Genomic DNA, 18,852 nt, shown 5'->3' with positions numbered 1-18,852 from the left:
GCAACGCGCCCAAGCGCTCAAGCTGCTGAAGACGTGTCCCATGATGCGGCTGAAGGACTTTGCCGCCCGCGGCATCGCGCCCGAAACCCTGGCGCGTCTTGTCCGGGACGGCGAGGTCATTCGTCCCGCGCGCGGTCTCTATCAGCTCGCGGATAGCTCGGGCGATGCGGCGCGCGTCCTGGCCGAAGCATCGCTGCTCGTTCCCAAAGGCGTCATCTGTCTGACCTCGGCGCTGCAGTTCCACGAGCTGACGCTGCAAATGCCGTCGGCCGTTTGGATGGCCATCGATCGCACCGCCTGGCGTCCCAAGATCGACTATCCACCCATTCGCTTCGTGCGCTTCACCGGTCCCTCGCTGACAGAAGGTGTGGAGCGGCGCTCCATCGAAGGCGTCGAGGTGGCGATCACCAATCCGGCGCGGACGATCGTCGATTGCTTTCGCTATCGGGCGAAGATCGGACTGGATATCGCCCTGGAAGGCCTGCGTGAGGGACTTCGACAGCGGAAAGTCACAAGCGACCAGCTCTGGACCTATGGGACCAAAGGCAAGGTCTGGTCGACCATGAAGCCCTATGTGGAGGCGATGGTGGCCGATGGCGCGTGAACCGAGAAAAAATGTCGGCGCCTCGGTCCGGGCTCGCCTGCTCGACCGGTCTCGCGTCGAACGCACGGACTTTCAGATTCTGCTGACGCGCTACGCGCTGGAACGGCTTCTCTACCGGCTGAGCCAATCACCCCATCGCGACCGCTTCGTTCTGAAAGGGGCGATGCTGTTCGTGACCTGGGTGGAAGACCCATTCCGGCCGACACGCGATCTCGATTTTCTCGGCTATGGCGAAAGCAGCCCTGAGGCGATCGGCGGGACCTTTCGCGAGATCTGCGGGCAGCCTGTCGATGATGATGGCGTGGAGTTCGATATCGGAGCGATCACGGCTGTTCCGATCCGGGAAGACGTAGAATACGGCGGCATTCGCGTGCGCACCTCCGCAACAATCGCCGGTGCCCGCGTTCCGATACAGGTCGACATCGGCTTTGGTGATGCCGTCACGCCAGGACCGGTCGAAATCGTCTATCCGCCGCTGCTCGACGCGCCAGCGCCCCGCCTGCGCGCCTATCCGGTGACGACCGTGGTGGCCGAGAAATTCCAGGCGCTCGTGCTGCTCGGCATCGCGAATAGCCGGCTGAAGGATTTCTACGACCTCTGGCTGATCGCGCAGACGTTCGAATTTGACCGGGCATCACTTGCAGAGGCCGTCCGTCAGACCTTTGCACGGCGCGTGACCATGCTTCCAACTGAGAAGCCGATCGGTCTGAGCGGTGCTTACGTCGAAGCTTGGGGGCGACAGTGGAGGGCCTTTCTGGGGCGAGAGCGAATGGCCTCGGCGCCGACCGATCTGGCTGTCGTTGTCTCCGACCTTGCCGGATTTCTGCTTCCCTTGATCGCGCCCGCTGAAAGGGATGAGCGTTGGAAGCCCGGCGAAGGCTGGAGGACATCGAATGCGTAGCCCGCAGAGCAGCTCGGAACGCGCGCGCGGCTTCACCGTCTATCGCAGTCAATCGCGAACATTTGTGATCGGCCTAGCTATTTCTCCCGCGCTTGGTATATAATGCAAACGTACAGATCGACGCCGCGCACCGCGCCACATTTATTGTGGAAAAACAATTGCGTATGAATATGACGGTATATCTGACGGTAGTAGTCGATTTCTCCGTTTTACACTCATCGAAAATTCAAATACTTACCGCTTCGGTTAATCATCGAGTGGGAATGAGGGGCAGGCCGCGGTGTCTCCCGTGGTGTGCCTATTGTTGTTGTGATGGGCTCTACCGTTGGTGTCGATCAGGTTGAGCGATGTTATTGACTATGGAGCCGCGAGGCGTGAGCTGTGTCAGCTGAGCGAGTGGTGGGACAATGCGTGTCCCACGGGGATATACAGCTTTCTCAATAGTAATGCCGGGCGTGTTGGGGTGCGCTATGGTCCATTTGGACTGGAAATGACGTGCCGCGGGTGAGGGATAAACGGGCGCATATCGTTATGTGACGGACCGACCGCCGGGGGGAATGCCCCCGGGGCCGAGGGTAGGCATTACGCGTTGCAGCCGATGTCGGCCGCGCCCCATCGGCCGGTGAGCGCGTTGGCCATGCGTTACTTGGCGCTGCCATCGACGGCGCAAAGGAAAGAGCGTGGCGTGTTCATCACCGGAATGCCGCTATCGGCATGAGCGCTATCGCTGCATATTCCGTCGACCACGCAGCAAGGTCGAAATCCCTTTCGCCAGACTGACTGGTGGTGCCGTGCGGCCGCGCGGCATGATGCGCTTCCACCTCCATGCCCGCCATCGGCGCGGCTGCGCACGCCGCCTGGCCTTCATCGCGGGGCCCGGTCCCTAGCCTCGTCCGGTCTTTGGCTGTAGGGGAGGGCGAGAACCGGCCCGACAGGAGGATCAGCCATGCCGCTTTATGCGCTCGACGGTGTCGCCCCCGAGCTTCCCACTTCCGGAAACTATTGGATCGCGCCCACGGCGGTGCTCATCGGCCGGGTCATCGTCAAGGAGGGGGCGAGCATCTGGTTTGGCGCCGTCCTGCGTGGCGACAATGAGCCCATCGTGGTGGGCGAGGGCAGTAACATTCAGGAAAACAGCGTCCTCCACACCGATCCCGGCTGCCCGCTGACCATCGGCACCAACGTGACCGTGGGCCACAATGTCATCCTTCACGGCTGCTCCATCGGTGACAACAGCCTGGTGGGCATGGGCGCCACCGTGCTCAACCGCGCCGTTATCCCCGCCAACAGCCTGGTGGGCGCCGGCGCGCTGGTGACCGAGGGCAAGACCTTTCCCGAGCGCTCCCTCATCGTGGGCTCGCCGGCCAAGGCGGTGCGCGCGCTGGACGACGCAGCGGTGGAAGGGCTCGCCAAGAGCGCGGCCAATTACCAGCGCAATGGCCGGCGCTATGCCGAGGGTTTCGTGCGGGTCGACTGACGCGGAGGGCAGCCGAAGGGGAGGGCAGGGCGCCTCAGCGCCCGCCACCCACCACCGGTGGGGGCGGCACCAGTGTGTCGCCGAGGGACACCCAATCGGTGGCCCGTGCCTGGGACTGGCGCTTCACGAAGCGGTAGCCGGTGTCCTTCCAGGACACGATGTCGTCTTCCTGGTTGTCGAGGATGAGATCACCACGATCAGTGATGACGGTGAGCACCGCATGGCCGTCGCCCTCGCGGTCGCGCACAACGGTGATCAGAAGCGCGGAGCCCGGCCAACCGAGGTTGAGCAGCGTGCGGCGCTTTTCCAGCACATAGTCCTCGCAGTCGCCCTTGCCGTCGTCGGGATAGGCCCAGCGCTCGGTCTCGCCATAGTGGTCGAGATCGGTCTCCGGCTGAATGCGGGCGTTAACGCCGCGGTTCACGCGGTCGAGCTCGGCCGCCTTGTTGTTATCGAGATGGATGACGGCAACCGCCGGGCCTGAGTTGCCGCAGTCACGGGGGTGCTCGGCACAGAAGCGGGTGTAGCCCGCCGGCGCGCTGGTGCTGCGCCCTTCGCCCAGGTGGCGGGGTGCGAACGCCGCCGAGAGATTGGCGAAGCGCTGTTCCTGGGCCCCAGCCGTGGCGAGGCCGGCACACAGCAGCGCCATGGAGAGCAGAATCTGCAGCAGGGTCCGGGGCAAACGCTTCGACATCGCGGGCATCCGCAGAAGTTAACAAAATGATAATGCCTCACCTCGGCCGCAATTGCTTCGTCAACCTTCTATTAACCTTAACGGCCTGAAGCCCTGTGGAGGGCCCGCTATCGCGGCGCGCGCGGGACGGGGAATTTTCCTTGCCGAGGGCGGTGCGCCTGCCTATGTCGGAAGCGTGCTGTACCGTCCGCCTCTTCCCCCCGCGCCGGCTCGCGAGCCGGTCTTTAATCTGCCTGCGAGCATCGTCGGCGTGGCGCTCACGCTGATCATGATCCATGCAGTGCGTGTGCTCATCCTCAGCCAGGCGGCGGACCTGGAGGTGCTGACCTATTTCGCCTTCATCCCGGCGCGATACAGCCTGCCAGATACGATGTTCTATCTGCCGGGCGGCTGGGGGCCGAAGGTGTGGTCCGTGGTGAGCTATGCGCTGCTCCACGCCAATTGGATGCACCTTGGCGTCAACCTCATCTGGTTCCTGGCGTTCGGAACACCGGTGGCGCGCCGGTTCGGCACCCTGCGTTTTCTGCTGTTTTGCGTGGTCACCGCGGCCGCGGGCGCCGGGGCGCACTATCTGGCTTATCCGGACGGCATCGCGCCCCTGATCGGCGCTTCGGCGACGGTGTCGGGGGCCATGGCGGCGGCGATGCGGTTCGCCGTGTCGCCCGGGGGCATCCTGGCCGGCGGAATGGGGGCGGGCGACCACCACCCGGCCGAATCCCTGCTGCAAAGCCTGAAGAACCCGCAGCTGCTCATTTTCATCGCCATCTGGTTTGGCCTCAACCTGCTGTTCGGCCTGGGTGTTTCCATGCCGGGAACGGAGGGGGCGGAAGTGGCCTGGCAGGCCCATGTGGGCGGCTTTGCCGCCGGCCTGCTGCTATTCGGCCTGTTCGATCCCGTGGCGCGTCCCCGGGGGCGCTGAGGCGGAATCCCAACATCCGGTATATCGCTACAGCTTGACGTTGCGCGAGTGCGAAGCGCACTTGCGTCGGCGGCCATTGCGAGTGATCCTTTCCCTTGGAGCAGGCCGGCACGGGCAAAAGCAACCGGGCCACACCGGACCCCGGCCGGATTCCGAAAGGGAGAGGACGCCAATGACCGTGAGCAGAATTCTGCAGCATAAGGGCGGGGATATCGTCACCATCTCTCCACAGGCGACCGTGAGTGAGGCGGTGGCGCGCCTGGCGCGCCATCACATCGGCGCCATCGTGGTGGTGGACGGGCACATGGGTGTGGAAGGCATCATCTCGGAGCGCGACGTTGTGCGCCTGCTCGGAGAGCGGGGAACCGAAGCGCTGTCGCTGCCGCTCGAACAGGTGATGACGCGGGCGGTGGTGACCTGCACCGCCGACGAAACCATTCCCATGATCATGGAGCGCATGACGCGCGGCCGCTTCCGTCACGTGCCCGTGGTGGATGGGGACCGCCTCGTGGGCATCATCTCCATCGGCGACGTGGTGAAGTACCGCGTGGAGGAGATGGAGCGCGAGCACGCGGCCCTGCGCGACTACATCATGTCGGCCTGAAACTGGTTCCGGTCGGCCCTGGGGCCGACCGGACGGCGAGGCGCGGGGCCCGGCCCGTCACTTGCCAGGCTGCGGCACCAGCCGCAGATAGGGCTTCACGGCCTTCCACCCCTCGGGAAACTTCTCCTTCGCCGCAGCGTCGGACAGCGACGGCACGATGATGACGTCGTCGCCTGGCTTCCAGTCCACCGGGGTCGCCACCGAATGGTGTGCGGTGAGCTGGAGAGAATCGATCACCCGCAGGATTTCCTGGAAGTTCCGCCCGGTGGAGGCGGGATAGGTGATCGACAGCTTGAGCTTCTTGTCCGGCCCGATGATGAAGACAGAGCGCACCGTTGCCGTGTCGCTGGCATTGGGGTGGATCAGGTCATAAAGGGTCGAGACTTTTCGGTCCGCATCGGCGATGAGGGGAAAGTTCAAAGTGGCGCCGGTGGCGTCCTTGATGTCCTGAACCCATGCCGGGTGGTTCTCGACCGCGTCGACCGAAAGGCCGATCACCTTCACGCCCCTTTTGTCGAACTCCCCCTTGAGATGAGCCACCTGGCCCAGCTCGGTGGTGCACACCGGCGTGAAATTCTTGGGGTGGGAGAAGAGGATGCCCCAGCTGTCTCCGAGCCAGGAATGGAAGGAGATGGGCCCCTCGGTGGTTTCGGCGGTGAAGTCGGGAACGACGTCCCCAAGGCGCAGGCTCATGTCTCTCTCCAATGATTCAGCCATCGATCGGCGTTGGCGATAATATATAACTAAGTCGATGGATATTAGCAAATAATGTGTCGCGATGCAGCAAGGGCGGAGCGGGAGGTGCGTCGGCCGGTCGGTGACCCTATGATGCAGCGGCAGTGCGCCATTGCGTTGGGGAGGGGGTGAAGTGCCGATGACCGTGGCAGCGCCCGGTGTGGCCAGGGACGAGCTGGAAGCACAGCTCGCGCGCGCTGACGACGCGCTGTGCCAGCTCGCGCGCGAGGTCTTTGGCGTGAGCTGTGCCACTGTGGTCCGCGCTTGTGACGAAAGCGGTGCCGCGCCGCTTGCTGACGGACTGGAGGAGATGCGCAGGCGCGCCGGGCAGACCTGCGCCGTGGAGGTGATTGAGGACGTGGAGGCCATGGCGCCCGACCTCACGGGTGCCTTTCCTTCGCAATGTACCGACGCAGGGTTCTGCGCTGCCGTGGCCCTCGTGGAGGGTGGCGATGAGCCCCAAGCCCAGACCGCCCCGGCTGCTCTGGTGCTGGTGGATACGCAGGCGCGGCCCTTTCCACCGGACATGCGCCAGCGCCTTCGCGCATTTGGCACCCTGGCCGCAGCTCAATACCGCGTGGAGGCGACGGCGCGCCGGGCCCGCGAGCAGGCGGACCTTTACCGGCTGCTCGCCGACCATTCGACCGACACCATCGTGCGTGGGACGCTGGACGGCGTGCGCCTCTATGTGTCGCCGGCGGTTCGGACACTGTTGGGTTACGAGCCAGCTGAACTGGTGGGGCGGCGCGCCATAGAGCTGGTGCATCCCGACGATCTTCCTGAATTCCGCGAGCTGATGCGGCAGGTGCGTGAAGGGCATTTGGAGCAGGGGTGCAGCGAGCAGCGCCAGCGCCACAAAGATGGCAGCTGGGTGTGGATCGAGGCCTTCATCCGCCTGACCTATGACCGCAGGACCGGGCAGCCGGACGGCTATGTCGTGTCGGTGCGCGACATTTCCCGGCGCAAGGCCGCCGAGGCCCGCTTGGCTTATCTCGCCGCGCACGATGCGCTGACGGGCCTGGCCAACCGCAGCCTGCTGCAGGAGCGCCTGGACATGGAGCTGGCGCGCGCCCAGCGCACGGCCTCGGGCTTCGCCCTGCTCTGCCTCGACCTGGACCGCTTCAAGCAAATCAATGACACGCGCGGCCATGAGGCGGGCGATGTCGTCCTGCGGACGGTGGCTGATCGCTTTCTGCAGGCTGGTGGCAAGGACGATCTCGTGGCGCGGCTGGGGGGCGATGAGTTCGTGGTGGTGCTGGCGGCGGGAGCGGATCCGCAGGAGCGCGCGGAGCGCCTTTCCTCCCGGCTGATCGAGCTTACCGGGCAGCCGATTCCCTGCCAGGGCACCGTTGTGGAAGTGGGGCTCAGCGTTGGCATCGCCGTGGCGAGCCCGGAGCTGGTCGCGGCCGGCTGCAGCGTCGGGGCGCTGCTGCGCGAGGGGGACCGGGCCCTGTATCTGGCGAAGGAAGGCGGGCGAAACCGCTATGTCATCGCGGGAAGCCCCGGGCCCGCGGACCGCGGCGCGGATCCCGCACGGCTCGACAAAGGCGTGCAGCTGTCTCCGCCTTGAGGTCGCTGCCACGGAAGGAGCGGGGCCGTTTGCTTCGTTCCCCGCGTGGCCTCCCACGTGACCCGGCGGCTTCATTACGAACGCCCGAGACACATAAAAAAGGGGCCCGCGAGCAAGCTCACGGGCCCTTTTTCAATACGCGTGGGGCAAGGCTTCAGGCCGCGCCGGCAAGGTCGCCCGTAAGCGCCTTGGCGATGAGGGCGCGGGTCTCCGGAACACCATAGATCGCCACGAACGAGCCGAAGCGCGGGCCGCGCTCCAGGCCCAGCAGCACCTGGTACAGGGTATTGAACCACTCCACCGAGACGCCGGGGCGCTCCGGCGTCGCACCTTTGGCCTTCAGGTCCTGATAGCGCGGGATGGGGCGCGCGACGTCGTAAAGCGCGGTCTGGATGTCGTCGGCGGTGGCGGTGGCGGGCAGGGCGGCGAGCGCCGCATCGAGGCTCGCGAGGGCCGCCCGCTCGACCTCGTCCGGCGCGCGGAACACCTTGTTGGGCTTCACGAAATCGTGGAAGTACTTCACCGCATAGCGCACCAGCTCGGCGAGCTTGGGGTGGGTGTCGGCGGAAACCCCGGCGACGTGCCGGTTGAGGAAGCCCCACAGCACCGCCTCGTCCTCGGTATTGGAGGCGGAGGCCAGGTTCAGCAGCATGGTGAACGACACCGGCATGTCCACCTTGGGCGGGTTGCCGGAATGGATGTGCCACACGGGATTGCCGAAGCGCAGCTTCCAATCCTGCTGGGGATAGCGGGCGAGGAAGTTGAAATACTCGTCCACCGCCTTCGGAATGACGTCGAAATGCAGCTTCTTGGCCGAGCGCGGCGACTGGAACATGTAGAGCGCGAGGCTCTCCGGGCTGGCATAGGTCAGCCACTCGTCGATGGTCAGGCCATTGCCCTTCGACTTGGAGATCTTCTGTCCCTTCTCATCAAGGAACAGCTCATACACGAAGTGCTCGGGCGCGGTGCCTCCCAGAACCTCGCAGATGCGGTCATAGATCGGCGCGTTGGTCTGGTGGTCCTTGCCGAACATCTCGAAGTCGACGCCGAGCGTGGCCCAGCGCGCCCCGAAGTCGGGCTTCCACTGCAGCTTCACATGGCCGCCGGTGACGGGGAGGGTCTTGTCCTGCCCGTCCTCGTCGGTGAACGTGATGGTGCCGGCCTTGGCATTCACGTCCTTCAGCGGCACATAGAGCACCCGCCCGGAAGTGGGCGAGATGGGCAGGAACGGGGAATAGGTGGCCTGGCGCTCCTCGCCGAGGGTGGGCAGCATGATGGCCATGATGTCATCATACTTTTCCGTGGCCTTCAGCAGGATCGGATCAAGCTTGCCGGAGGTGTAATAGTCCGTGGCGCTGGCGAACTCGTAATCGAAGCCAAAGGTGTCGAGGAAGCGGCGGAGCATGGCGTTGTTGTGGTCGCCGAAGCTCGGATAGTCGCCGCCAAAGGGATTGGGCACGCGCGTGAGCGGCATCTGAAGATAGGGCTTCAGGGCCGCCGGATCCGGCACGTTTTCCGGAATCTTGCGCATGCCGTCCATGTCATCGGAGAAGCACAGCAGGCGCGTCTTCACCTTGTCCTCGGTGAGGATGCGGAAGGCGTGGCGCACCATGGTGGTGCGGGCCACCTCGCCGAAGGTGCCGATATGCGGCAGGCCCGAGGGGCCGTAGCCGGTCTCGAACAGCACCTCATCCTTGGGTTTGCGCTTCAGCCGCTCCACCAGCTTGCGTGCCTCCTCGAACGGCCAGGCGGTGGCCGTCTCGGCGACGCGCTTCAGCTCACCGGCGAGTTCGGCCGGGGCAGCAAGGGCGGACGAGGCTTCAGTCATGACAAACTCCAAAAAATGGAGCGCGATACTTAGGAAGGCGCGAGGGTTGCGTCAACGCGCACGAGACGCGCCACGGCCCCGCGACAGGGGCAGAACAACATGCACCATGCCCACCACCATGGGCGGCACCGCGCACAAAGTGGTGGCCCACACCGGCCAATCGACGGTGAGGGGAGACAGCAGGGCCAGGATGAGGTTGATGAGAAGATAGGCGCCAACCATCATCAGGCCGAGAAAACGCAGGTGGGCAAGGGTGGGCAGGTGAAAGAGGGTGGGCAGGTGAAAGAGAGTACGCAAGCGGGGCATCGTGGGCATCCTTGCAGTTCCGAAACGATCCGTTTCGATTGAGTTCTATATAAACGAGCCGTATCGTTTATCAAGGGGTGCCTGAGGAGCGAGGATTTGACGCGCGACGCATCACGGGTCGAGGGCCCGCACCAAGACCATGCCGGGGAGGGCCGCCGCCGGGCGTCCATCGGTGCCCGGCGCAACCCCGAGGCGGAGGCGGCGATCCTGGAAGCGGCCCGCGGCCTTCTGGCGGAGAAGGGCTATTCCGGGTTTTCCATCGACGAGGTGGCGCGGCGGGCGGGGGCGGGCAAGCCCACCATCTACCGCTGGTGGCCCACCAAGACGGATCTTTTCATCGACGTGTACAGCGCCGAGAAGAGCGCCGCCCTTGTGCCGCCGGAAACCGGGGCGCTGTGGAGCGACCTTCTGGCCTACACGCGGGCGCTATGGACGTTCTGGCGCACCACGCCTTCGGGCCGCACCTTCCGCGCCTTGATCGCCGAGGCGCAGACCAGTGAAGCGGCGCTGGCCGCCCTGCGCGACAAGTTCCTTCCCGAGCGGCTCAAGGATGTTCGGGCCATGTTTGATGAGGCCGCCGCGCGGGGGGAGATCCGGGGCGAGGCGGTGCCGCATCTGCTTGCGCTTTATATCGGCTTCAACTGGGTGCGCCTTCTCACCGATACGATTGCGGACGATCCGCAGGGCATCGAGACGGTGGCGCGCACCCTGGCCGGATCACCTCAATAGAAGCCGATGGGGAACCAGCGCAGGTAGAGATCCGTATAGACGCCCTTTTCCCAGATGCGCTGGAGGGCATAGTCCATGGCGTGGCGCAGCTTGTCGTTTCCGGCCTTCACCGCCACGGCGAAGCCCTCGCCGAAGAAGCGGCTGTCCGTGAAGGCGCCGCCCACGAACACGCAGCAGCCGGCGGAATCCGTGCCGTTCAGCCACAGCGACAGGGTGATGCCGTCCGCGAACAACAGGTCCACGTCACCGTTGCGCAGCGCCGCCTGCGCGCTCTTCAGGTCCGGATAGGGGCGGATGGCGGCTTCGTTGAAGAAGGAGCGCAGATAGGCCTCGTGCGCGGTGCGGGACACCACGGCTATTCGCTTGCTGGCCACGGTTTCCGGAATGGCGGTGGAGGGGGCGTTCCCCTTGCGGGCGACGAAGCGTGCCGGCGTGCCGAGATAGCGCTCGGAAAAGTCCAGGGCCGCGCGGTTGGCGGGCGTCGCGGCAAGGCCCGCAATGGCTGCGTCAGCCCGCCCTTGCTCCATGGCCTCCAGCAGGCCGTCGAACGCCACCGCCTGGATGGCGCAGGCCACCTGGAGCTCGGCGCAGATGGCGCGGGCGAGATCCACGTTGAAACCGGTGAGCACGCCCTCGGCGCTCATGAAATTGAAGGGCGGGTAGTCGTCTGACGTGACGATCCGCAGTTCCTTGGGCAGATCGGCCGCGTCGGGCCGCTCCAGCCGGCGCTCGACGTTCCAGAAGTTCGGAACCACGACCGGGCCGGAAAGGCCCCGTGTCGGCGCGTCCGGCCGCGGGGATTCCGCGCGGGCCGCGCCGCCCAGAAAGACCGCCAGGAGCAGAGCCAGTCCCGCCGCCGCCCAGCGGCCCGCCGACAGCCGAAGGTTGTCGTGACTTCGTTGTGCCATGGTGCGCATAGTACCTACAGGCTGCATCGCGGTGGGGTTGGGGTGCGTATGGTGACGGGGGCGTTGCATGCCCGCAAGGGTGTGCCCAGCGGGGCTTCCAATAAGCCCTTCCGCGCGGTTTCGGAAGCGCGGCTTGCCCAGCCCGTTGGCGAAAAGGTGCTGGCGCCGCAGCAGCCGGCGGACGAGCCGCCGCCCTTGCCTTTTGAGCTGGCGGCGTTCGAGGGCTCTCTCTCCGCCGCGCTGCTTCAGCGGGCGTGGCGCCGCGCGCACCGCCTGGGCGTGGGTGCCGATGAGGTGTTGTGCTGTGGCGGGCATGTGAGCGATGCGCAGGCGGCCCAGGCCATGGCACGGCGGCTTGGCTTGCCCGTGGTGGAGGGCGTCGCCGATCTCGCCGCGCCCAAGGCGCCGGCACCGGGAGAGGTGGCGGACTGGGCCAGGGGGCTGCTGCGCACCGGTGTCCATGCGGGGCTCGATGCGGGTGGGCGCGTGGTCTTCACGCTCGCCGCGCGGGGCCGCTCCATGTCTCGTCTGGCACGGGCGCTGCGGGTGGATCCGCCGTTGCGGGCGCGCATGCGCCTCATCGCCCCCGGGGCTCTGCGGCGGCAGGTGATGGAGCAGGCGGGAGAGGCGATCGCGCGCGATGCGGCGTTCGCGTTCCGGGATAAGGCACCGGCCTCCTCGGCCGGCACGCTGGATTCAAAGCGGGTCTTGCTGCTGCTCGCTGCGACGGGTGCGATGGCGGCGGCGATGGTCTGGCTGGTGTCGGGGGAAGTGGCGCTGCTCGCCGTCCAGGCCCTGCTTTCGGCGGTCTTCCTCTCCTGGACCACCCTGCGCCTGGCGGGGTGCCTTTATGATCCGTCTGGCGATGAGCCGGAGCTGGATCTCGATGACCGGCATCTGCCCGTCTATAGCCTGCTGATCCCGCTCTATAAGGAGGCGGCCAGCGTCCCCCGGCTGGTGGCGGCCATGCGGGCGCTCGACTATCCGCCGGAAAAGCTCGACATCAAACTGGTGGTGGAGGCCGATGACCGGCAGACCCGCGAGGCCATCGCCGCAGTGGGCCTGCCCGCGCATATGGAAGAAGTGGTGGTGGCCGATGTGGGGCCGCGCACCAAGCCCAAGGCGCTCAATGCGGCGCTCGCCTTCGCCCGGGGCAGTTATGTGGCGGTGTTCGATGCGGAGGACCAGCCCGAGGAAGACCAGCTGAGGCGGGCGGTGGCGGCGTTTCGCGCCGGCGGGCCACGGGTGGCCTGCGTCCAGGCGCGGCTGTGCGTGGACAATGGCGCGGAATGCTGGATCAGCGGCCATTTCGCCGCCGAATATGCCGGCCAGTTTGATGTTCTCCTGCCGGCGCTCAGCGCGCTGAACATGCCGATCCTGCTGGGCGGCACCTCCAACCACTTCCGCCGCGATATTCTCGAGGAGCTGGGGGGCTGGGACCCCTTCAACGTCACGGAGGATGCGGACCTGGGCGTCCGCCTTTCCCGTGCGGGCTGGCGCACGGAGGTCATTGCCTCAAGTACCTTTGAAGAGGCGCCGGTCACGCTCAAGGCCTGGCTGGGGCAGCGCACCCGCTGGCTGAAGGGCTGGGCCCAGACGCTGCTGGTGCACGGCCGCCACCCGGGGGCCTTGCTGGCGGATCTCGGCTGGGGCGGAACGGCGGCGGTGCTGGTGCTTACCGCAGGCCCGTTCGCCTCGACCTTGCTGCACCCCATCTGCGTGGGGCTGCTGTTCTGGCACCTCGCTCGGGGGGATTTCTGGGATCCGGGCTCAAACTGGGTGGAGGTGGGCATTTCGGCGCTCACCTATGTCACCCTCGTGGTGGGCTATGGCAGCGCCGCGCTCACCCTGCACACCGGCCTCAGGCGGCGCGGCATGGCGCTGCGGGCGGGGCTGCTCCTGAGCTTTCCCTTCTATTGGCTGCTGCTGTCTCTGGCCGCCTGGCGTGCCGTGACGGACCTTGTCCGCCGCCCGCACCACTGGGAGAAGACGGCGCATGGAATCTCCACGCGCCGTCAGGCCCCGCGCTCGCGGGTGGTCAGAAATAGCGCTTGAGCTCGGCTGCCGCGGCCTCGGGCGCCTGCTTGGAGTTGAAGGGCGCGACGAAGGTGCCGTTCTTGTCCATCAGGTAGACCACTGCCGTGTGGTCCATGGTGTAGTCCCCATCGGCCAGGGGCACCTTGCGGGAATAGACCCGATATTCCTTCTTGATGGTCTCGATATTGTCCGCCGTACCGGTCAGACCGCGAAGCTGGGGCGAGAAGCTGGAGAGATAGGATTTGAGAACCTCCGGCGTGTCCCGCTCCGGATCCACCGATACGAACAGGGCCTGCACCTTGTCCGCATCGGGCCCGAGGGCGCGGAAGATCTCCGACATCTCGAAGAGCGCCGTGGGGCACACGTCGGGGCAATGGGTGAAGCCGAAGAAGATGAGGCTCGGCTTGCCCTTGAGGATGCTCTCGGTGACTGGCGCGCCATTCTGGTCGACCAGCTTGAAGGGGCCGCCCACCGCCGCGGCGCTCGTCTGCGTGGGCGGTGCGCCGGGGATCAGCGCCGTGACGCCCACCACGAGGAGCAGGGCGCCGGCGGCAAAGGCGCCGAAAAGGGTCAGAAGCTTGGTGCGGGGGGACATGGCTCTACCGGTCATCGTGGATAAGCGGGCGCAACGGGCCGCGGAAATCCCCGCGCATCACATGCACGCTGCGATGCCGGCGGACAGGGTATCGAAGAACACCGTCGCGCCGTATCGCGCCCACAGCAGCAGCGCCGCCGCGAACAGGGCGCCTGCCAGGACCACGGCCACCACCACGCTGACACGCCCCACCCAAGGGCGCGCGCCCGCCACCGGGGCGCGGGCCGGCCCGGAGCGGGAAGGAAGAGCGGTGCTGGTGCTCTGGCCGGTGGGGTGCATGCTCATGTCCGAAGCGCGAAGCGGCGCGTTGCAGGAGTGGCAAGACTATACGCGCGGCCGTCTGGCGCCAAGATGCGGGCCGCGGTGCGCGGCAACTCGCGCGGCCACCGCCAGCTGCATGGGTGGTAGCCCGCAGGGGCAGTCGGGCTGTTGACGCCCGGGGAGTGGAGCCGTAACAATTGCGGCATGTTTGTTATCGGAAACCATGGCACGGCGTTCGCCCCCGCAGCGCGGCGAATTCGTGGCCCGGTCGACTGGGTCGGCCGGGTAAAATGACGCGTCGGCGGTCGCCTGTCTCAGGCGATCCGCGATGGCGCGACCACCCATGGTCAATGACGCTCTGGCGTCCCTTCCGTTCGGACATTCCATCATGCTTTCCGCCGCCCCCATGCCTGCCGGCGTGCCCCTCCACCGTCTCGTCGTCGCGGCCGAGCCGAACCCCAATGCCTTGCTCCGCCTGCTGGAGCCCTTCGTCATCCACGACGTGCTGCCGCTTCATCTGGACAGCCGCGCGGAGGGCGAGGACCTGCGCCTTGCCATCACCTTCCGTGCCGCGCCTGATCTGGCCGAGCGGCTGAAGATGCGGCTTGCGGTGATGCCGATCACCCGCAGCGCCGTGCTGGAATTGCGCGACGAGGAGCCGGGCGAGGGGATGGACGTGAGCGCCGCCGCCTGAACCGCCACCCCGCGCGAGCGAACCGAACGCCATGCTGACCACCATCGCCGACATCGCCGTCATCGTCCTTCCGGTGTTCGGCATGGTGGCCATCGGCTATGCCGCCGCGCGCATCGGACTGGTGAGCGAGAAGGCCTCCGACGGGCTGGCCGAATATGTCTTCAGCCTGGCCGTGCCGGTGCTCATCTTCCGCACCCTGTCCGAGGCCCGGCTGCCGGATGCCCAGCCCTGGGGCTATTGGATCGCCTATTTCTCCGGCGCGTTCCTGGTGTTCGGCCTCGCCATGCTGGCGGCGCGCCGCCTGTTCCACCGCAACCACCAGGAAGCGGTCATCCATGGCTTCGCGGCGGGGCAGGCCAATACGGTGTTCGTTGGCGTTCCGCTGATCCTGAAGGCTTATGGCGAGGAAGGCGCGGTGCCGCTCTTCCTGCTCATCGCCATCCATTTGCCGGTGATGATGATCGCCGCCACCGTCCTGCTGGAGGGCAGCGCCGGATTCTCGCGGGCCACCGTTATGCGGCTGCTGAAGCTGCTGGCGCTCAATCCGGTGCTGGTGGGCATCTATGCCGGCGGGCTCGCCCAGCTCACCGGGGTGCACGCCACCGGCATTCCCCGCCAGATGGTGGACCTGCTGAGCGCCTCGGCAACGCCGTGCGCGCTGGTCTCGCTCGGCCTGTCGCTGCGGCATTACGGTATCAGTGGTGATGTGCGCCCGCCCATGCTCATCACGTTCCTCAAGCTCATGGTGCATCCGGCGGCGGTGTTCCTGCTCGCCATGGTGCTGCCCATGCCGCGGGTGTGGGCCGGCGTGGCGGTGCTGTTCGCGGCCATGCCCTCAGGCATCAACGGCTATCTTTTGGCCCAGCGCTATGGCGTGGCGGTGAGCACCACCACCAGCGCGGTCTCCCTCTCCACCGCCTGCGCGGTGGTCAGCGTCGCCTTCTGGCTGCTGGTTCTGGGGGTGGGCTGAGGCGTTTCAACCGGGCGGCAGGTCCAGGCGGCGGCGGATCTCGTCGGGCGTCACGCCCGCCTCTCTCAGGCTGGCGAGGCTGACGGCGTCGTTGCTCTTGGAGAGCTTGCGCCCGCTTTCGTCCAGAATCAGCCGGTGGTGGTGGTAGACCGGGGGCGGCAGCCGCAGCAGATGCTGCAGCAGCCGATGCACCGAGGTGGCGTGGAACAGGTCCATGCCGCGGATCACATGGCTGATGCCCTGGGCCGCGTCATCCACCACCACCGACAGGTGGTATGAGGTGGGCACGTCCCGCCGCGCCAGGATCACGTCGCCCCATGCGGAGGGGTCGGCAAACATTTCTTCCAGCGGGCCGTCGGGCGCGCCGCGCGCCTCCAGCCAGGAGAGGGGCGTATCCAGGCGGCTCAGCGCGCGTGCCATGTCGAGCCGCAGGACGAAAGGTTCGCCCGCCGCCCGCCGGGCCGCCCGTTCCTCATCGGGGATCGTCGCCCGCGCAAAGGGGAAAAGGGGGCCGCCATCGGGATCGCGCGGATGGGCTCGCCCGCTCTCCTCTTCCCGTGCGCGCACCGCCCGCAGAATGTCGCCACGACTCTCGAAGGCGGGATAGACCAGCCCCATGTCCTCCAGACGGCCGAGGGCGGCGGCATAGTCCGCGAAGTGTTCCGACTGCCGCCGGAAGGGCGCGTCCGGAACGATGGAGAGCCAGGCGAGGTCCTCCAGAATACCGCTTTCGTATTGCGGGCGGCATCGGGTGGTGTCGATGTCCTCGATGCGCAACAAGAAGGTGCCGCGGGCCTTGCGGGCGGCGGACTCGTTCAGCAGGGCGGAAAAGGCGTGGCCAAGATGCAGGCGCCCGTTGGGGCTCGGCGCGAAGCGGCAGACGAAGGGGCCGGGAAGGAGACTCATAATGCCTTGGCTTACCACGCTTAGCCGCCCGCCGGGGCGCCCATGACCGGCCCGCTGCTGCCCGACCAGGCCGCGTTCGAGGCCGCGTTCGCGGATCTTCTCGCCCTCGACGAGCGCCTGAAGCCATTGGCGCGGCTCACGGGAACGCCCCGGCTGCGACGGCGCCCGGCGGGCTTCGCGGGCCTTTGCGCCATGGTGGTGGCGCAGCAGCTTTCCGTGGCCGCCGCCCGCGCCATCTGGACCCGCCTCGAGGCGGCGCTGAACGGCGAGGTGACCCCAGCCACCTTCCTCGCGCTTGGCCCGGAGCGGTTGCGGCAGGCAGGGCTTTCCGCGCCGAAGATCCGCACCCTCACGGGACTCGCGCAGGCGGTGGGCACGGGGCGCGTGGGTCTTGACCACCTGTCCTCGCTGGCGCTGGAGGAGGCGGCGGACGAGCTGGTGCGGCTGCCGGGCGTGGGCCGGTGGACGGCGGAGCTCTATCTCTTGTTCTGCCTGGGCCGCGCCGACGCCTTTCCCGCCGGCGACCTGGCGCTACAGGTGGCGCTGGGCGAGGGCTTCGACCTCGGCGGGCGGTGCACAGAGCTGGGGCTGCGCGCCATCGCGGAGGACTGGCGCCCCCTCAGGGGCGTGGCCGCGCACCTCCTGTGGGCCTATTATGGTGCCCGGCGCGCCCGAGCGGGCGTTCCGGCCTGACATGACACAAGCTTGGGGGCCCCGCGGCATGTCCTTTCCCCTCGACGGCGTTTCCCTGGATGCGCCTCTTCTCGATGGTCCGCGCCTGCGCCCGAGGATGGGCGGGCAGCCGGATTCCCTGGTGGTGCTGCTGCACGGCTATGGCGCCGATGGACGCGATCTGATCGACCTCGGCAACGCCTGGTCCGAGTTGCTGCCGCGCACTGCGTTCGTCTCACCCCACGCGCCGGACCCATGCGAGCAGGCGCCGGTGGGCCGCCAGTGGTTCCCGCTCACCTTCCGCGATCCCCATGAGCTGCCCCGTGGGGCGGAGGCCGCCGCCCCGTTGCTGCGCGCGTTCCTGGAGGCGGAGCTGGAAAAGCTGGCCTTGCCGCCGGAACGCCTGGCCCTCGTCGGCTTTAGCCAGGGGGCGATGATGGCCTTGAAGGTGGGGCTTGGGGAAGGGCTGCGGCCGGCCGCCGTGGTGGCGTTTTCCGGCATGTGGGTGGACGCGGGCGCTGCCCCGGCCGCGCCCATTCAAGCGCCGCCGCCCGTGCTGCTGCTGCACGGGGAGGATGACGAGGTGATCCCGGCGCAGGCCCTGTTCGGCTCCGCAAAAGCGCTGGCGGCGGCTGGTGTGCCGGTGGAATGGCACCTTAGCACCGGGCTTGGCCATGGCATCGACGAAGCGGAGCTCGCCATTGCCGGTGCGTTCCTGGCGCAATCCCTCAAGGGGTGATTCGGGGTTATGCCCGGTGCGGCACCGGCTCGCCTTCACAAGAGTGACATGGTGAATATACAGTATCGCCGCGCATCGGGATCGATCGGCTCGATTCGATGGGTAAGGACGAGGAGTTCGGTCCTTGACCACTGCTTTGTCACCAGGTGCCTGGCCAGCGCTCGTGCTCAACGCGGACTACCGCCCGTTGAGCTACTACCCGCTTTCGGTCTGGTCATGGCAAGATGCCATAAAGGCGGTTTTTCTGGATCGCGTGAATATCGTAGAATACTACGATAAAGCGGTCCGAAGTCCCGGCTTCGAGATCCGGTTGCCGAGTGTCGTTTCCTTAAGAACTTTTGTAAAACCCACGCGGCAGCCGGCCTTTACACGCTTCAACGTTTTTCTCCGCGACCGCTTTTCCTGCCAATATTGCGGATCGCGCGATGATTTGACCTTCGATCACCTTATTCCGCGTTCCCGGGGCGGACAGACCACCTGGGAAAATGTCGTCACTGCCTGCTCCCCCTGCAATCTGCGCAAGGGCAGTGACATGCCGGGGGACCTGGGCATGTGGCCGGCACAGATGCCGTATCAGCCTTCCGTCCAGGACCTGCACCAGAACGGCCGCCACTTCCCGCCCAATTATCTGCACGAGAGCTGGCTCGATTATCTTTATTGGGATACCGAGCTCGATCCCTGATGCCCCGCCCGCGGCGGGGCC

The 18,852-nt window shown here is 66.7% G+C and carries 21 protein-coding genes; 13 read left to right on the top strand and 8 right to left on the bottom strand.

What is annotated here, in order from left to right:
- Nucleotides 1-40 precede the first annotated feature (40 nt).
- The 3 genes from V5F26_RS15065 to V5F26_RS15055 all read left to right on the top strand — a co-directional run bounded on the left by V5F26_RS15065 (nucleotide 41) and on the right by V5F26_RS15055 (nucleotide 2,982).
- Entirely contained in the window at nucleotides 41-604 is a 564-nt protein-coding gene (locus V5F26_RS15065; RefSeq protein ID WP_394946329.1) for a type IV toxin-antitoxin system AbiEi family antitoxin domain-containing protein, read from the top strand.
- Entirely contained in the window at nucleotides 594-1,505 is a 912-nt protein-coding gene (locus tag V5F26_RS15060; RefSeq protein WP_394946328.1) for a nucleotidyl transferase AbiEii/AbiGii toxin family protein, read from the top strand. Before V5F26_RS15065 ends, V5F26_RS15060 begins: the two co-directional genes overlap by 11 nt.
- A 946-nt stretch (nucleotides 1,506-2,451) precedes the next feature.
- Complete coding sequence (locus V5F26_RS15055; protein ID WP_394946327.1) at nucleotides 2,452-2,982, top strand: gamma carbonic anhydrase family protein; 531 nt, start codon at nucleotides 2,452-2,454, stop codon at nucleotides 2,980-2,982.
- 34 nt (nucleotides 2,983-3,016) lie between these two features.
- Here V5F26_RS15055 and V5F26_RS15050 read toward each other — a convergent pair whose 3' ends face one another.
- Nucleotides 3,017-3,676, bottom strand: a complete 660-nt coding sequence (locus V5F26_RS15050) for a transglutaminase-like cysteine peptidase (protein WP_234050543.1) — start codon at nucleotides 3,674-3,676, stop codon at nucleotides 3,017-3,019.
- 250 nt (nucleotides 3,677-3,926) lie between these two features.
- Here V5F26_RS15050 and V5F26_RS15045 point away from each other — a divergent pair, with 250 nt between their 5' ends.
- Nucleotides 3,927-4,595: a rhomboid family intramembrane serine protease gene (locus tag V5F26_RS15045; protein ID WP_234055848.1), complete on the top strand. Its 669-nt coding sequence runs from the start codon at nucleotides 3,927-3,929 to the stop codon at nucleotides 4,593-4,595.
- Nucleotides 4,596-4,767: 172 nt separating this feature from the next.
- Entirely contained in the window at nucleotides 4,768-5,199 is a 432-nt protein-coding gene (locus V5F26_RS15040; RefSeq protein ID WP_394056637.1) for a CBS domain-containing protein, read from the top strand.
- 57 nt (nucleotides 5,200-5,256) lie between these two features.
- Here V5F26_RS15040 and V5F26_RS15035 read toward each other — a convergent pair whose 3' ends face one another.
- Complete coding sequence (locus tag V5F26_RS15035; RefSeq protein ID WP_234050540.1) at nucleotides 5,257-5,892, bottom strand: peroxiredoxin; 636 nt, start codon at nucleotides 5,890-5,892, stop codon at nucleotides 5,257-5,259.
- A 181-nt stretch (nucleotides 5,893-6,073) separates the two neighbouring features.
- On the opposite strand from V5F26_RS15035, the gene V5F26_RS15030 reads away from it, so the two are divergent.
- A complete protein-coding gene (locus V5F26_RS15030; protein ID WP_394946484.1) occupies nucleotides 6,074-7,504 on the top strand; it encodes a diguanylate cyclase domain-containing protein in 1,431 nt (476 codons plus the stop codon).
- Between the two features lie 154 nt (nucleotides 7,505-7,658).
- Here V5F26_RS15030 and V5F26_RS15025 read toward each other — a convergent pair whose 3' ends face one another.
- Both V5F26_RS15025 and V5F26_RS15020 read right to left on the bottom strand, forming a co-directional pair.
- Nucleotides 7,659-9,332 (bottom strand): lysine--tRNA ligase, encoded by a 1,674-nt coding sequence (locus tag V5F26_RS15025; protein WP_234050538.1) that lies wholly within the window; start codon nucleotides 9,330-9,332, stop codon nucleotides 7,659-7,661.
- Between the two features lie 51 nt (nucleotides 9,333-9,383).
- Entirely contained in the window at nucleotides 9,384-9,638 is a 255-nt protein-coding gene (locus V5F26_RS15020; protein WP_394056645.1) for a hypothetical protein, read from the bottom strand.
- 96 nt (nucleotides 9,639-9,734) lie between these two features.
- On the opposite strand from V5F26_RS15020, the gene V5F26_RS15015 reads away from it, so the two are divergent.
- On the top strand, nucleotides 9,735-10,367 hold the full coding sequence (locus V5F26_RS15015) for a TetR/AcrR family transcriptional regulator (protein ID WP_234050536.1): 633 nt from the start codon (nucleotides 9,735-9,737) through the stop codon (nucleotides 10,365-10,367).
- Here V5F26_RS15015 and V5F26_RS15010 read toward each other — a convergent pair.
- Complete coding sequence (locus V5F26_RS15010; RefSeq protein WP_394056648.1) at nucleotides 10,361-11,275, bottom strand: transporter substrate-binding domain-containing protein; 915 nt, start codon at nucleotides 11,273-11,275, stop codon at nucleotides 10,361-10,363. The two genes, V5F26_RS15015 and V5F26_RS15010, sit on opposite strands and share 7 nt — an antisense overlap.
- Nucleotides 11,276-11,323: 48 nt before the next feature.
- Here V5F26_RS15010 and V5F26_RS15005 point away from each other — a divergent pair, with 48 nt between their 5' ends.
- Complete coding sequence (locus V5F26_RS15005) at nucleotides 11,324-13,330, top strand: glycosyltransferase (protein WP_394946483.1); 2,007 nt, start codon at nucleotides 11,324-11,326, stop codon at nucleotides 13,328-13,330.
- Here V5F26_RS15005 and V5F26_RS15000 read toward each other — a convergent pair.
- Together V5F26_RS15000 and V5F26_RS14995 are read right to left on the bottom strand one after the other, a co-directional pair.
- Entirely contained in the window at nucleotides 13,314-13,907 is a 594-nt protein-coding gene (locus V5F26_RS15000) for an SCO family protein (protein WP_394946325.1), read from the bottom strand. The two genes, V5F26_RS15005 and V5F26_RS15000, sit on opposite strands and share 17 nt — an antisense overlap.
- A 57-nt stretch (nucleotides 13,908-13,964) precedes the next feature.
- Nucleotides 13,965-14,192 (bottom strand): hypothetical protein, encoded by a 228-nt coding sequence (locus tag V5F26_RS14995; RefSeq protein ID WP_234050533.1) that lies wholly within the window; start codon nucleotides 14,190-14,192, stop codon nucleotides 13,965-13,967.
- A gap of 304 nt (nucleotides 14,193-14,496) precedes the next feature.
- Between V5F26_RS14995 and V5F26_RS14990 the strand changes: the two genes are divergently transcribed.
- A complete protein-coding gene (locus V5F26_RS14990) occupies nucleotides 14,497-14,862 on the top strand; it encodes a hypothetical protein (RefSeq protein WP_509210514.1) in 366 nt (121 codons plus the stop codon).
- Nucleotides 14,863-14,893: 31 nt separating this feature from the next.
- Nucleotides 14,894-15,832, top strand: a complete 939-nt coding sequence (locus tag V5F26_RS14985; RefSeq protein ID WP_234050531.1) for an AEC family transporter — start codon at nucleotides 14,894-14,896, stop codon at nucleotides 15,830-15,832.
- A gap of 6 nt (nucleotides 15,833-15,838) precedes the next feature.
- On the opposite strand, the gene gluQRS is transcribed toward V5F26_RS14985, so the two are convergent.
- A complete protein-coding gene (gene gluQRS / locus V5F26_RS14980; protein ID WP_394946324.1) occupies nucleotides 15,839-16,738 on the bottom strand; it encodes a tRNA glutamyl-Q(34) synthetase GluQRS in 900 nt (299 codons plus the stop codon).
- 42 nt (nucleotides 16,739-16,780) lie between these two features.
- Between gluQRS and V5F26_RS14975 the strand changes: the two genes are divergently transcribed.
- From V5F26_RS14975 to V5F26_RS14965, 3 genes are all read left to right on the top strand, one after another.
- Nucleotides 16,781-17,431 (top strand): DNA-3-methyladenine glycosylase family protein, encoded by a 651-nt coding sequence (locus tag V5F26_RS14975; protein ID WP_234050529.1) that lies wholly within the window; start codon nucleotides 16,781-16,783, stop codon nucleotides 17,429-17,431.
- A gap of 28 nt (nucleotides 17,432-17,459) precedes the next feature.
- Nucleotides 17,460-18,149 (top strand): alpha/beta hydrolase, encoded by a 690-nt coding sequence (locus V5F26_RS14970; RefSeq protein ID WP_394946323.1) that lies wholly within the window; start codon nucleotides 17,460-17,462, stop codon nucleotides 18,147-18,149.
- Between the two features lie 124 nt (nucleotides 18,150-18,273).
- Nucleotides 18,274-18,831 carry an HNH endonuclease gene (locus V5F26_RS14965; RefSeq protein ID WP_234050527.1) on the top strand — a complete coding sequence of 186 codons (558 nt, stop codon included), beginning with the start codon at nucleotides 18,274-18,276 and terminating at the stop codon, nucleotides 18,829-18,831.
- The last annotated feature ends 21 nt before the right edge of the window (nucleotides 18,832-18,852 follow it).

The sequence above is a fragment of the Xanthobacter variabilis genome (assembly GCF_043831965.2).
In the GTDB taxonomy this organism is placed as follows: Bacteria; Pseudomonadota; Alphaproteobacteria; order Rhizobiales; family Xanthobacteraceae; genus Xanthobacter.
This window is presented reverse-complemented; position numbering and strand designations above follow the sequence as displayed.